The organism is Starkeya sp. ORNL1 (assembly GCF_012971745.1).
GTDB lineage: Bacteria > Pseudomonadota > Alphaproteobacteria > Rhizobiales > Xanthobacteraceae > Ancylobacter.
This window is the reverse complement of the sequence record NZ_CP048834.1, coordinates 5,574,000-5,588,090: the sequence shown is the minus strand read 5'-3', so window position 1 is coordinate 5,588,090 and position 14,091 is coordinate 5,574,000. Positions and strand designations below refer to the sequence as shown.

Below are 14,091 nucleotides of genomic sequence, written 5' to 3'. Positions count from 1 at the left end.
ATGCTATCGAGCCTGCGTTCTCATGTTTGGGGCCGCAATCGCGCCAGCAATAATCATCTCGGCGGGAGCGAGCTTTGCGGCCATGCCGGTGGGCAGGCCGTGCTTGCCTTCCAGATCGCTTGAGCTGTTCAACGTCACAAAGGTCTCGCCATCGTTATCCTGCCTGACGAGCACACGAAGCGGCAGCTCGAGAGCAAAATCCGGAGCTGCGAGCATCAAAGGGGTGCCACCCTTTGGATTTCCATAGATCAGCACCGTTGTTGGCGGCATATCGAGACCGACGTCCCTTGCCGCGGCCTGGTGGTCGATCGTCGCGAAGATCCTGAACCCGCTTGATTGCAGGGCGCCCTTTATCCGGTCCATCGAGTCCGAGTATGAGTAGCCGCTCTTTAATCTCATTGCGCTCTCCTGCGTCTTGTCGCTTGCGTCCAGATTGCCGGTGGCAAATACGAGCACGATCAACAGCAACAGCGTCGACCACACCAGCATTGGATAGGTTGTCTTCTCGTGAACGGTCATCGGTGAGGCTCCGATCGTCAGTTGCCGCAGATCTCCACCCCGCTTCCGCATCGCTCTTCACCTGTCGCTTCTCAGGCGCCGACGTCTGACGTCGGTATCGCGTCAGGATCGCGCCAGGCAGTCATTACGTTGCGTCCGCCATCGGGGTGTGCGTCTATTTATTCGAGAGCCGGCGGCACGTACCTCATCACGGAAACGGCCTAACGTTACGGCGTTATCGAAGGAAGAGTTACGTTACTCTTCCAGTGTCGATAGTCTCCCGAAGCAAAATGCGTTCGCTCGAATGCGATGTTGGCCGGCCGTGACCGGGACACCGGCGACAGTCGCAGTGCCCCACGATTCGTGCGGATTATGACCGGCCGTGGGTGTTACCTGACCGCGATGTAGACACCAAGAATCCCAACTCCGATAGCAAGCACTGCCGATAGCCCCGTCTCTAAGCAGGTCCGCGGTAGTTTTTTGACCTCTTCGCCATCGATTTCGCTACGCATGCGCTCAAATGAGACGCCGCCTCGCGCGATGATTGCGATTCCTACGACTAACAGCGCCAATCCAAACCAATGCCCGATCGCAGCCACAAGCGCCGGCGAGCCATCCACTGAACCGTGAGATGCGCACAGGCTATCCGACTTCCCGACTAGGGCGTTCATCTTCGCTAGTAGTATTCCGAATGCCGCTACCGCCAGGCCGGTGCGTATCCAGGCCAGAAAGGTTCGTTCGTTTGCAGCGTGGGTCGTGTAGTTCGCGATCATGGAGAGTCACCTGCCGCATCGAATTCTCTATGCGAAGCCACCTGCCGACCGTCGGGCCGCCTTAGGTAAGCCCGTTCGGGGCTACCGGGCGCCCCTCGTGAAGCTCTGGATCCTTGCCAAGGTCACCCGGCGGCCGCGTGCGTTTCGGCATGAGAAGATCGGTCGATGCCACGCGATGTATCAGGCAGACATGCGTAAGCTCGCGACGTCCGAAAGATTACGCTTGAGGAAAGCCCGGATCAGCGGCACCATTTCGTCGGCCTTGTCTTCGAGCGCGAAATGACCGGTATCCAAAAGATGAAACTCCACATCGGGGAGATCGCGCTTATAAGGGTAAGCACCATCCGCGGGGAAGATCGTGTCATTCTTGCCCCACACAATCAATGTCGGCGGCTTGTGCTTGCGGAAGTACGCCTGCACCGCTGGGTAGAGCGGTAGGTTAGTGCGATAGTCATAGAATAGGTCCATCTGGATTTCAGCGTTGCCCGGGCGGTCGAGTAGCGCCTGATCGTGAATCCAATTGTCCGGCGAGATGCGGCTGATGTCAGCAACGCCGTCGGTGTACTGGAATTTCGTGGTCTCGGGGGCGACCAGAACGTGCAATGCCTTTCGATGGCTCTCCGAGTGATCGGACCAATACGCCTTGATCGGGTCCCAGAACTCTTTCAGTCCTTCATCATAAGCATTGCCATTTTGTACGATGAGGCCCGTTATCCGCTCAGGGTGTTTCAGGGCCAAACGCCAGCCTACTGGCGCTCCATAGTCCATTACATACATTGCATAGCGAGTAATGCCGAGCTGATCGAGCAGCCCGTCGACGAGCTCGCCGAAGCGATCGAACGTATAGTCGAACTTGGCACGATCGGGCGCCTCGCTTTGCCCATAGCCAGGATAGTCCGGGGCAATCACGCGATAGCGATCCGCCAACGCCGGAATGAGATTGCGGAACATATGCGACGATGTCGGGAAGCCGTGAAGCAACAGCACGACAGGAGCGTCTACAGGCCCCGCCTCGCGATAGAAGATGCCGACTCCTCCAACTGCCCTTGTCAGGTAGTGAGTCACAGCATGCGGCTGATCTGAAACTACATCGGCAGTCATGTCACTCTCCAATTCAAATAACGCTTGCGGTGCTGGTCAACCGACGGCCGGCTCGGCCCGAGGCTCTCAAGTTCTCTCGCGCACACATTCTTGTTCAGGTAGACGCGTACTCGTGAGCCCGGGGGCTCATTCCAGCGGTTACCGAGGCCCGGGAAACGATGAGCAACTGTAAGCGCTTCCGAGGCTCTCAAGCTCTCTCGCGCACACGTCCTTGCTCAGGCCCCCATTCACGATGAATCGATCGCACATTCCAACGGATGTGCAGAGAGTCAAAATAAGTGCGTAGCTCATTGACTTGCCTCGAAGTCGCCGCACACCGGGATCATCTATTGTCGACCGAGAAATGATACGTCGTTCATCCTGGAACGATTGCGTAATCGCACGTGATAATGGGAATACGCTACAGCATATGGGCCGGTCTATGAGGATGCACGTGTCTGGGCGAAATCATGATCTCGATAGAGGGCCGAGCAGCCCGCAGGACCCCAATTACGCGTGGCCTCACGACGTGACGTAAGGTCTGAAATGACCAGTTCGGAGACGGTTATAAAGATACGTCGCGCGCAGCCGGTTCGGCGCAAAGGGATTTGAGCGATCTGCCGCGCTCGAACCTCGCGAGGCTCTAGAATGTGTACCATGCGCAGATATCGATGAGACTTTCCGCTCGCAAGGATCTGCACGGCCGGCAAAGGTCACTCGCGGCCTCAGGCGACGGTTGTTGGAGCCTCGGGCAGAGCGATGTGAAATGCTGCCCCAGGCCCTTCATTGTGCTCCGCCCAGATCGAACCGCCATGCAACTCGACGATTGCCCGGCAGAGCGGCAGTCCGACCCCCATGCCGTTGGCTTTGGTGGTGAAGAAGGATTGAAACGGCCGATCGAGGTCTTCGCCGTCTATCCCGACGCCATTGTCCACGACCGATACGCAGATACCTCCGGCGCGCCATCGCGACCGAATACTAAGTTCGCGCGTCCGATCCTCGACGGGTGCCGTCGCGGCGAGACTGTTGCGCAGTAGATTGACAATCGCCTGGTTCAGCAATGTCCTGTCGCCCAACACGTACTGCGCCGCCGGCGGGAGGTCGATCCGCAGCCGCACTCTCCTCCGCATGAGCTCCGGTTTGATCTGCGAGACACTCGTTGCGATCACCTCATTGAGATCGAGCTTCATCAGGGTGAGCTCTCCGCTCCCCGAGAGCACGCGTATACAGCGAAGGATTTCACCGGCTCGCAGGGCACTCTGAACGATTTCGTGAATATTCGCACGGGCCTCGTCGCGGGGGACTTCGATGCGATCCAGCAAATGCTTGCCGACCTGTCCGTGCAGAGCGATCGCGGCGATTGGCTGAGCCAGTTCGTGAGCGATGGCGATGATCCAGCCCTCAGCTCTTGGCTGTTGCTCGCTCGACGTCTGCCGATCGAAGTACGGTGGGGAGGCAATGCCCGTGTCGTGCATGTCTAGCTCCCGAGATAGAAATGCTGGGCGCCAGGTCGGGATTGCCGTCGCCGGGGTGATCGGTTGGGCGACATATCCGGCTGGTCATTGCGCGACCCGGTCGAGATGGCGCTGCTGCGCTTGAGTGCCTGGCGACCGTCATCCGTCGTCAGCGCACTGATTCCGGCCTCCATTTCAGGGGTTGCCATATCAATCAGCCTCTCCAGCAATCATCGACCTTCGCGCGAAATGAATGACGCGAGCGGAGAGCGCGGCGTCCGCCGCCGCCGGAATGGACGCGGTGGCGGGCACGTGATGTGGGTACGCAGAGCGGCCATCTCCCTCGGGCCACCCGAGCAGGAGCCCTCGGCCGTCGATGCGGAGCCGTTTGTCGGTAACGCGATCGACTTTCACGCGAGCCTCCATGTCAGAAATCTCGATGTTGGTGCGGCTGGCCGTGGGCGCGATCACACACCCTCGTAGACCAGGCGCGTGAAAAAGCCGGGGTCGATGACGAAGTTGCCCCATTTGGCGTCAAAGGCAGCGGTGGGCCTGGCGGCGACGGCCTCGTCGCGCGACCTGCCTTGCTTCTTGAGCGTGGCCACGTTGTCCCGGATGGCCACGAGCATGTCGCGGAATTCCTTGAGCTCCGCCCTGTTGCTGACTGGCTTGCCGTGACCCGGAATGATGATGGTCTCGTTCGTCGTTGCCGCGAGATTGGCGTCGGATGCGGCGATCATCCCGTCAATGCTGCCGCCGGTCGAATAGTCGATGAAGGGATAGATGCCGTTCCAATAGGTGTCGGCGACGTGGACGATGTTGGCCTCGGCAAAGGTGACGGAGATATCGCCGTCGGTATGCGCCGGCCCGTAATATTTCAAATCGATCGACGAGCCGTTGAGCTTCAGATGGTGCTCGGTCGCAAAGACGTCAGCCGGGATCCCTCCCGAGGACAAGGGAAGGAAATTATAGTCCCAGTCCTCGACGCGCTGGATCTGCGAGAGATATTTGCGGGTATTGTCCTGCGCGATGATCCTGGCGCCTGCCGCATGCAGCCATTCATTGCCGTTGGCGTGGTCGAAGTGCCAGTGGGTATTGACGAGGTGGGTGATCGGATCGGCACCGAGTTCGGCAAGTGCCTTCACGATCTGCGGGCGGGACACGCCGATGCCGGCATCGATCAGCACCTTGCCGTCCGGGCCCGTCAGCACGGCGATGTTGCCGCCCGAGCCTTCGAGCACGCTGATATTGTTGCGCAGCTTGTGCGTGACGATGGGCGATACCGCGGCGCTGTCCTTGATCAGGCTGACGAGGCCGCGGGCCTCTGCGAAGGCCTCGCGAGGCGTGAGCCAGCCGCCGGTCGCGGCAAAGGTCGCGCTGCCGACGCAGCAAAGGCAGAAATGCCGGCGCGACAGTGCATGCTGCTGGATACTCATGGCGTCCTCATTCTGTTTCGCGAAGGCGCAACCGCCCCCGCATGCAGGCTCCCGAACCGAACGGCGTTCATGTTGCTCGGCAGGTGGGTTTGTCAGAAACGCGTCAGGCCTTGATGAAAGCCAGCAACTCGGCGTTGACGCGGTCCTTAAGGGTCGTGCAAAGGCCGTGCGGCGCGCCCTCATAGACGACCAACTTGGCCCCCTTGACGATCTGCGAGGAAAGCAGGGCGGAATCGGCAATCGGCACGATTTGGTCGTCGTCGCCATGCAGGATCAGAGTTGGAACGTTGATCTTCTTCAAGTCCTGGGTAAAGTCGGTCTCCGAGAATGCCTTTATGCAGAAATACGAGGCCGGGAAGCCCGCCATCATGCCTTGCAACCAGAAGGACTCCCGGACGCCTTCGGAGATCGTCGCACCCGGCCGGTTGTAGCTGTAGAAGGGCAGGCTGAGATCCTTCCAGAACTGCGAACGGTCCGCCTGCACGCCGGCACGCAGGCCGTCGAATACTTGGATCGGCAATCCACCCGGATTGGCCCCACTTTTGAGCATGACTGGGGGGATAGCGCCGATCAGGACTGTCTTGGCGACGCGCCGGGTGCCGTGGCGGCCGACGTAGCGAGCCACTTCTCCACCGCCCGTTGAATGCCCCACATGGATCGCGTCTTTCAGATCGAGCATTTCGACCAGCGTCGCCAGGTCGTCGGCATAGGTGTCCATGTCGTTTCCGTCCCATGACTGGCTGGAGCGACCGTGCCCGCGCCGATCATGGGCTATGCAGCGATAGCCGCTGCTGGCGAGGAAGAACATCTGATCCTCGAACGCATCTGCACTCAACGGCCAGCCATGACTGAACACGACCGGCTGTCCGACACCCCAGTCCTTGTAATAGATTTCGGTACCATCTCTCGCCCTGAAGATTGTCAAGTTCTCCACTCCCCGCAAGTGTTGCTGTCGAGGGCGCTCGTCTTCTGATGATAATGCTGGTCTTGTAGATTGGATATTTGCCAGTGCAGATGCACCGCTCGCTATATCGCGTCGCGCCGTAGTGCGGAATTTTTGCCCCTGGCCGTCCCCTGCCCCCGCTTGAACCAGCATATTGCCAAGGGCTTAGGGACAATCGCATCCCCGCGTCCTATCGTCTTTCCAGATCGCAACGTTGCCTGCCAGATTGCACGATCAACGTCCGGGCCCATCATCACCGATTGAGGGCGCGAACTGTGGCATCGTTCGGAACGGCGCGACCCGGCACGAGTGAATGTGTCGGCCGCGACTACAGTCGAGGAGGATCGGCGGGTCGTCGTCCGGTCAAGCCGACGCTGGTGTGTCCGACGAAATGTCCGTTCCGACAATGTGGGCGAGCGATGCGAGGCTGTCGCGCCAGGTTGCCATCTCATCCAGGTGATCGAGGCACATCACGTGAAGAACGCCGAACCCGCCGGACTCATGCTTCATTTGCTCGATCTGCTCAGCGACGGACTCTGCGGTGCCGATCATCCAGCAATGCCGGGCGCAATACTCAACCGTCACGTCGCTGTCCGCGACATCAGGATGATGCTTCAGCGCCGCGAGCATGCCGCTCCGGGCCAGCAGCGGAAGGAAGTTCTCGCGATAATAGCGACCCATCTCACCGTGAACTGTCCGCCTCAATGCCTCCGCCCAAGTCTCGGCGACGTAAACACCGCGACTGACCCGCCACGCGTCGCGCGGCGGCGGCGCGCGGCCAGCCTGCTCCGCTCCTTCGCACACTGCACGCCAATGACCGCGCAAATATCCAGTCGAATAACAAAAACTGATCGGAAGCCAGCCGCGCGCGCCCGCCAGCCGCAGTGTCGGCGATCCCTCGGACAGGCCAGTCACACCGATCGGCGGATAAGGCTTCTGCAACGGACGTATATGATACGAACACAACCCGTCCGGACTATCTTGTGGCCGCCTCGCGGTCCAGAATCGTCCCTTATATTCGAACGGTCCCTCGCTTTCCCAAAACCGGACCATGATGTCGATCGCTTCTTCCATCATCAGGCGATTGAGCCCGGATGGCACGTCGATGTTGAACATTTGCAGGTCGGGCGTGTTGCCTCCCGCGCCGATGCCGATCATCAGCCGGCCACGCGCTATATGGTCGAGCATACTGATGCGATGGGCGAGTTCGGCCGGATGATGAAACGGCAACATGAAGCCGCCGGGCGCCAGGACAATTCGCTTCGTACGAAGGACAGCTTGTGCAATGAGCAGATCTGGGGACGGATGAGGCTCGGCGGGCAAGTTATAGTGCTCACCAATCCATACCTCCCTGTAGCCAAGACGATCGAGATACTCGATGGTATCAAGATCGTGATAGTGCCCCTCTGCAAGACTGCGATAAGGGGGGTGGGCCGGCATCATGAACGCACCGAGTTCCATTTGCGTCTCGCTGTTACAGCTGCCGGTGTATACGTCAGGGGCGTTGCTTTACGTAAATGCAGTTCCGTCGTTTAGCTCACATTTGCACGCGCAGCCGCTCGCGGAACAACCTTTACCCGAAGCCAGTTCGCAAGTTCCAGGCCGTGCAGTGAGGGTTCGATTACTTCTCGGCTTAGTTCGTGGCGATGAATTAGATCTTCGCGGGCAGCGTCCTCGCTCACCGCGAGATAATCCGCCACCATCTGTTCCACCTCGCCGATACTGTGGATCAAGCCATCCGCAATCAAATGGCGCGCCGCTCGCCTGAGGAGCGCTGCCATTTGCCTCAGGTCATACTCAGGATGATATTGAACGCCCCAGAATGAACGTCCGTTTTCCTCGATCTCGGCTGCCTGAATGGCGCTATGGTCGTTGCCCGCGAGCAGCCTTGCTCCTGAAGGCAAGGTGCAGACCTCATCCTGATGGATGCACAACACGTCAAAGGCATCCGGCTTTCCCTGAAACATGCCGTGCGCGCGCCCGGCGGCGTTGAGCGTGATCCGCCGGCCGACTCCGAACTCGAGCCCTTTGAGATGCCGCCGAACGCGACCGCCGAGCGCCGCCGACATCACCTGAAGCCCCCAGCAACTGCCGAAACATGGCACTCCAGATTCGAACGCGGCTCTCGCGAACGCCATTTGGTGAAGGACGATTGGTTGATCGTCATACGCACTGAATGGCGAACCGGTCCATGCCACACCGTCCAGATCGGACAAAACCAGACCTGGCGGAAGGAAGTCGCCATCGCCGGCCGCAAGAGTGAGAAATTCAATCTCGGTAGCGATTCCCCCAGACTGCGATCGAAGAGCCTTGGTGTAGATCTCGCCGTGGGGCAAACCGCCATGTGCAATCAGCTCAGCTCGAGTGGTGGAAGGCGCACTGTCGACGATAAGCACCCGGGCTCTCATGAGATTTCGTCTCACGTCCGCGCGCGAGCGGATGGGTTGCATAGGGTAGAAATGCAATCACCTACAGTCGTGCCACAATGGAATTGAATTGACGGATTCATTTGTATAGCCACGATCTTTCGTACGCTCGGTCAGGCGCGGCTCTCGATAGTCAGGGTCGTTGACAACAATAGCACAAGGCGCCAAGACTTCTATCGATCAACTTCCCACGCATGAGCGTGGGAGATTGCTGGCGTTGCCCGAAGCCGCCCCTCTGGACCGCCGGCGGCCGCGGCGAAATATCGGGAGCGTCTGCCATCCCTACGTTGGTCAAGGCTGTTCTCTCTCTGCGACGACATCGCCGGGCCTTCGACTGGATTAGCCGTGTGCAAGGGCCACTGATCGGCCTTCTCGTGCTGTGCCTGCTTTTCGCGTGCGTCTCGCCGGTGTTCCTTAGTGTTCGCAATGCCTTGAACATATTGGATCAAGTCACCGTGCTAGGTATCCTGGCAATCGGCATGACCGGCGTCATCATCATTGGCGGGATCGATTTGTCGGTCGGCGCATTGCTGGCGGTCGCGACAATGACAATGGGTGCCGTCTGGCGGGATTTTGAAGCGCCATTCGGTGTGTGCATCATTCTCGGTCTTCTTGCCGGCTCTCTCGGCGGGCTGGTTAACGGTCTACTGATCACCCGCGCGAAGCTGCCCCCGTTCATTGCCACGCTGACGACGATGTCGGTTGCCCGCGGCATCGCCAACATTACTACCAACGGCGCGCAGGTTGTCGGTTTCCCCGACTGGTTCACATCGCTCGCCACCGTACGGCATTTCGGCTTTCTCTCGGTAACGGTCGGGCTTTTCATTGTGCTTGCCATCTGCGGATTCATGTACCTTCGATTTCGTGCCACCGGCCGCATGCTGTATGCGATCGGAGGTAATGCCGAGGTCGCACACTTGGCGGGCATCCGGGTGCAGCCGCTGACCCTCATGGTCTATGTCGCGTCCGGCCTATTGTCGGCCATTGCCGGCGTTGCGCTTTCGGCAAGGCTGGATTCCGCACAACCGAGTGACGGATTCGGCTACGAACTCGATACTATCGCAGCCGTCGTGATCGGCGGAGCGAGCCTGAGCGGCGGCGTCGGCAGTATCGGCGGCACCGTGGTTGGCGTGCTGATCATCGGCGTCCTCCATAACGGCCTCAACCTCGTCGGTGTCTCGCCGTTCGTACAGCAGGTGTTTATCGGCATTGCCATCGCGATCGCGGTCGCGATGGATAGGTTCAAACGGCAGGAAGCGTGAGCCACGCGCGGCAGCGCGGCGGCAGTCTTGGGAGATCCTTCACACCAGGGAGTCGAACAATGCAGACCGGGAAAATGATTGTCGCCGCAACGCTCGTTGGGCTCAGTGCCGTCGCTTGGCGCCCGGACTCGGCGCACGCACAGGAAGTCGGCCTTGCTGTCGCCAACCTCCAGTCCAACTTCTTCAACGAGATAAAGCAGGCCGTGGAGGCCGAGGCGAAGGCAAAGGGCGTGACCTTGACCGTTGTGGATGCACGTGGCGACAGTGCGACGCAAGTCAGCCAGGTCCAGGATTTGATCACCAGGGGGATCAAGGCGCTAATCTACATTCCGGCAGGCGCTACCGCAGCCGGGGTACCGGTGAGGGCCGCGCGCGCTGCGAATATTCCCGTGGTCGCAGTTGATCGCACCGCGCCGGATGAACCGGCGGAAACGTTTATCGCCACCGACAGCGTCGCTGCCGCACGCACGCTCGGCAATGAAGTTTGCGCTATCACCGGCGGCAAGGGCAACGTCGCGATTATCCAGGGGCAGCTAGGTACGACACCGGAAGTGGACCGGGACAATGGATTCAACACAGCGCTCGCAGCATGTCCGGGTTTGAAAGTGATCGCCAAGCAGGCCAGCAAAGGGTGGCACCGTGACGAAGGGTTTGCGATCGCTCAAGATATGCTGCAGCGCCATCCAGACATCACAGTTTTATTCGGGCGCGCGGACGCGTTGGCGCTTGGAGCAGCGCAGGCGGTGAAGGTCGCCAATCTCGACCACCAGGTTGTGATCGTCGGCTTTGACGGAGATACGTCCGGGCTGCTCGCGGTGCGAGACGGAACTCTCGCCGCGACAATGACGCAGAAGACGCAATTCATGGGGAAGCTCGCGCTGAATTCGGCACTTGATCTCATCAAGGGCGTCAAAGTGCCGGCAATGCAGTTGCTGCCAGCGGAGTTGACCACGAAAGCCAATGTTGCGCCGTTCATCGCTACGCATCCGTGAGCGAGATGGGCTCGCTGGCGGGCCTGCTGCAGCAGCCGGGCCATCGCACTGACCGTGACGTCCCAAGATTATCCTTGGTCGGCATGTGCAAGGCCTTCTCGGGCGTCGAAGTGCTGCGCAGCGTGGATCTCGACGTGCACGAGGGTGAGGTGGTGGCGCTGCTCGGCGAGAACGGTGCCGGCAAATCCACGCTCTCTGCGATCATCGCCGGTTCCATTCGTCCAGACGCCGGGAGCATGACGTTCGAGGGGCGACCCTATGCACCGAACGCGCCGCGCGCGGCGATCGACGCGGGCGTCGTGTTGATCCATCAGGAGGCCCGGCTGGCTCCGGATCTGACGATCGCGGAGAACGTATTTATCGGCCGGCAGCCGATCCGCGCCGGCCGGGTGGATCGCGCCTTCATGCGTGCGCGAACGCGAGAATTGCTCCTGCGGCTGGGCCTCGATGCGTCGCCGGATCGGCTTGTTCGCACGCTTGGCGTCGCCGGCCGACAACAGGTGGAGATTGCGAAGGCCGTCAATCGCAATGCTCGCCTGCTAATCCTCGACGAGCCGACCGCCCCCTTGGGCCGTGCCGAGACGGAGCGTCTGTTTGCGCAGATTGCGCGGCTCAAGGCCGACGGTGTTTCGCTCATTTACATAAGTCATCGGCTGGAGGAGATTGCCCGCATCGCCGACCGCGTCGTGGTGCTGCGCGACGGAAGTTGCGTGGCCCAGCATGCCAGTGCGGATGTACCTGTCGGCGTATTGCTGCGCGACATGGTCGGCCGAACCGTCGATCGGCTGTTTCCAGTCGCCAATCCGCCGCGACCGAATGAAGTTCTGCGCGTGGAAGGGTTCACCTCCAGGAGCGGCGCCTTCCGCGACATTTGCTTCTCCGTGAACGCCGGCGAGATCTTCGGGATCGCCGGCATCATCGGCGCCGGACGCACCGAATTGGTGCGTTCGATCGTGGCCGCCGATCCGCTGGCCAGCGGGCGCATTCTGATCGAGGGCGAGCCGCGGCATCTGGCCGACCCTGCTGCGGCGATCCACGCTGGTATCGTGCTGGTGCCGGAAGATCGAAAGCTGCAGGGCTTGATCTTGCAGCACAGCGTTGCCGACAATCTGACCCTTGGCAATTTCGACAAGGTCTCGCGACGTGGCTGGTTTCGGCCGACTGCCCAACTGGGCCTGGTGCAAGGCCTGATCGACAGGCTCGCCATCAAATGCAGCCCCGGGCAGCGCGTACAATATCTTTCCGGTGGCAACCAGCAGCGAACGATGATCGCGCGTTGGATCGCTCGCGAGCCAAAAGTGTTCATCCTTGACGAACCGACACGCGGAATCGATGTCGGCGCGCGCGCGGCGATATATGGTCAGATTGTCGATCTCGCACGGGCTGGTATAGCCGTGGTGATTGTCAGTTCGGACATCGAGGAAGTGCTGGGCTTGTCTCATCGTGTAATGGTGATGGCCCGTGGCCGTCAGATGGGCGTACTCGACACCGCCGCCGCCGATGCAGTTGCTGTGATGGCGCTGGCGACCGGGTGACACATTCCGTGACTCATGCCACCCGGCTTCGTGTCTGTCGCCAGGCGTGCGGTGGCTGACCGACGAAGCGCTTGAACACATTCGTAAAATGCGCCTGGGTCTGAAACCCGAGTTCAACTGCCACATCGATCACCGCCGCGTTCGGCGACAGCAGGAGCTGTTGCGCGCACTCCACGCGGCGGCGCAACAGGTATTCGTGCGGACGAAGACCCGTGGCGGCGCGGAACTGAGCGGCGAAATGCATTCGGGTCAGGCCGGTCGCAGCTGCTATCTCCGCCAGACCAATCGGCTCGCCCAGATGGGCCTCGATATAATCAAGGGCCCGCTTCAAGCGCCATCTTACCAGGCCGCTCGGGGCAGATCGCTCGGCGTCGGACACGGCCGGGCGTGACGCCAGCAATCGGCTGACAATAGCGATGCTGAGAGAGTCGGCGTAGATCGGCCCAAACGTGCCGCCAAGCTCGTCTGCAGTGAGCAATGCCAGGCCGAGCCGCTCAATGACCTGGTCCCGAAAGGGTGCGCCGTCGGCCATGAACAGGTGATTGCGTCTTTCTGGTGCCTTGCTCGCGCACTCGGCAACAAGGTCGTTCGAAATATGCAGATGAAGCTCGTCATAAGCGCCACGGAAGACACACTCTGTTGTCACTCCAGGGCGTGTCACTTGTATCATGCCGGGCGTCAGGACCCCATCGTGCACCGGCCGACCGGATACCGAAAGTCGGATATCCATCCGCCGAAGACCAATACACATGAAATGGAAATTGTCTGGCGTCTGGGCGCGCACGTGGCGCGTCTCGTCCTTCATCGACTGCCATCGAGTAGCCATCACCCTCGGCGGGGCCGCCCCTCCGAGTGGAATTGGCGGCGACGCGCGCCAGCCAACTTCTTCTTCAGACCGCGGTGCCAGCCGCAAGGCGGCGGTTGGGAAGTTGACGACGGTTCCGACGTGAGTGGCAGAATGTGTCATGGTTCACCTCCACGGTGAGACCTGCTTACATTGGGCCGGCTCTTCCTTCCTTGGGGAAGAACTGAGAAGAGCCAAGCATTTCTGAAGAATCCTGAAACCGCGGGCCACGGACCCGCCGCCCAGGTGCCGTGTTTGGGCAACACTGAACCTCGGTTCGCGCGGCGAATTCCTTGGGATGCCGGAGCAGATGTAACACCAGCTGCCGGGCCACGACCGAGCGCTCGCCCTCACTTCCCCTTCTTCGCCAGCCAGGCCTTCAGGAAAGCAATCTCTCTCTCCTGCGCCTTGATGATCTCTCCGGCTACCTTTTTCATTTCGCGATCTTTGCCGTATTGAAGCTCGACCTTCGCCATGTCGATCGCGCCCTGATGGTGCGGGATCATGCCCTGCGCGAAGTCGATGTCGCTGTCTCCGGTGTAGGACATCGTCATGTCCTGGTGCATGCGGGCACTGGCCTTCTCGAAAGCATCGGTCGAGGGGCTCGCCGCCGCGGTCGTGGCGCTGGGCTGCGTGTCGCCACCCTGGTTCATGCCAGGCATGGTCTGCGCCGACGCGACGCCTCCGAGTAGCAACAGGACTATGGCGCTGGCGGGTGCGGAACGAGTGAAGCTCATGATCTGATCCTCCTGAGTGGGGATGCGCGACGCGTACCGCCCTACGACGGTGGCGCGACGCGTCGCCGGATAAGCCATTGCGCAAACCCGCTCGCGAAGATGCGCGAGCGG

General features: G+C 60.5%; 13 protein-coding genes. 3 read left to right on the top strand and 10 right to left on the bottom strand.

What is annotated here, in order from left to right:
• Nucleotides 1–3 precede the first annotated feature (3 nt).
• The 8 genes from G3545_RS26230 to G3545_RS26195 all read right to left on the bottom strand — a co-directional run bounded on the left by G3545_RS26230 (nucleotide 4) and on the right by G3545_RS26195 (nucleotide 8,580).
• The gene (locus G3545_RS26230; protein ID WP_206151338.1) at nucleotides 4–519 is read right to left on the bottom strand and encodes a DUF302 domain-containing protein; all 516 of its coding nucleotides are present in this window, start codon (nucleotides 517–519) and stop codon (nucleotides 4–6) included.
• Between the two features lie 368 nt (nucleotides 520–887).
• A complete protein-coding gene (locus G3545_RS26225) occupies nucleotides 888–1,271 on the bottom strand; it encodes a DUF202 domain-containing protein (RefSeq protein WP_170017196.1) in 384 nt (127 codons plus the stop codon).
• A gap of 180 nt (nucleotides 1,272–1,451) precedes the next feature.
• Nucleotides 1,452–2,372: an alpha/beta hydrolase gene (locus G3545_RS26220; RefSeq protein WP_170017194.1), complete on the bottom strand. Its 921-nt coding sequence runs from the start codon at nucleotides 2,370–2,372 to the stop codon at nucleotides 1,452–1,454.
• A gap of 704 nt (nucleotides 2,373–3,076) precedes the next feature.
• A complete protein-coding gene (locus tag G3545_RS26215) occupies nucleotides 3,077–3,826 on the bottom strand; it encodes a HAMP domain-containing sensor histidine kinase (RefSeq protein WP_170017192.1) in 750 nt (249 codons plus the stop codon).
• A 446-nt stretch (nucleotides 3,827–4,272) separates the two neighbouring features.
• Nucleotides 4,273–5,241 (bottom strand): MBL fold metallo-hydrolase, encoded by a 969-nt coding sequence (locus tag G3545_RS26210; RefSeq protein WP_170017190.1) that lies wholly within the window; start codon nucleotides 5,239–5,241, stop codon nucleotides 4,273–4,275.
• 103 nt (nucleotides 5,242–5,344) lie between these two features.
• The gene (locus tag G3545_RS26205) at nucleotides 5,345–6,166 is read right to left on the bottom strand and encodes an alpha/beta hydrolase (protein ID WP_170017188.1); all 822 of its coding nucleotides are present in this window, start codon (nucleotides 6,164–6,166) and stop codon (nucleotides 5,345–5,347) included.
• Between the two features lie 381 nt (nucleotides 6,167–6,547).
• Nucleotides 6,548–7,645, bottom strand: coding sequence for an LLM class flavin-dependent oxidoreductase (locus G3545_RS26200; RefSeq protein ID WP_170017186.1), 1,098 nt, complete (start codon nucleotides 7,643–7,645; stop codon nucleotides 6,548–6,550).
• Nucleotides 7,646–7,716: 71 nt separating this feature from the next.
• Nucleotides 7,717–8,580, bottom strand: coding sequence for a type 1 glutamine amidotransferase (locus tag G3545_RS26195; RefSeq protein ID WP_170017184.1), 864 nt, complete (start codon nucleotides 8,578–8,580; stop codon nucleotides 7,717–7,719).
• A gap of 377 nt (nucleotides 8,581–8,957) precedes the next feature.
• Here G3545_RS26195 and G3545_RS26190 point away from each other — a divergent pair, with 377 nt between their 5' ends.
• The 3 genes from G3545_RS26190 to G3545_RS26180 are packed head-to-tail and all read left to right on the top strand — an operon-like array spanning nucleotide 8,958 to nucleotide 12,399.
• Nucleotides 8,958–9,872 (top strand): ABC transporter permease, encoded by a 915-nt coding sequence (locus G3545_RS26190; RefSeq protein WP_348644604.1) that lies wholly within the window; start codon nucleotides 8,958–8,960, stop codon nucleotides 9,870–9,872.
• 59 nt (nucleotides 9,873–9,931) lie between these two features.
• A complete protein-coding gene (locus tag G3545_RS26185) occupies nucleotides 9,932–10,864 on the top strand; it encodes a sugar ABC transporter substrate-binding protein (protein ID WP_170017180.1) in 933 nt (310 codons plus the stop codon).
• A gap of 5 nt (nucleotides 10,865–10,869) precedes the next feature.
• Nucleotides 10,870–12,399 carry a sugar ABC transporter ATP-binding protein gene (locus G3545_RS26180; RefSeq protein ID WP_170018286.1) on the top strand — a complete coding sequence of 510 codons (1,530 nt, stop codon included), beginning with the start codon at nucleotides 10,870–10,872 and terminating at the stop codon, nucleotides 12,397–12,399.
• Nucleotides 12,400–12,412: 13 nt separating this feature from the next.
• Here the strand turns inward: G3545_RS26180 and G3545_RS26175 are convergent, their stop codons facing one another.
• Both G3545_RS26175 and G3545_RS26170 read right to left on the bottom strand, forming a co-directional pair.
• A complete protein-coding gene (locus G3545_RS26175; protein ID WP_170017178.1) occupies nucleotides 12,413–13,204 on the bottom strand; it encodes an AraC family transcriptional regulator in 792 nt (263 codons plus the stop codon).
• 389 nt (nucleotides 13,205–13,593) lie between these two features.
• Entirely contained in the window at nucleotides 13,594–13,905 is a 312-nt protein-coding gene (locus G3545_RS26170) for a DUF305 domain-containing protein (RefSeq protein WP_348644660.1), read from the bottom strand.
• Between the last annotated feature and the right edge of the window lie 186 nt (nucleotides 13,906–14,091).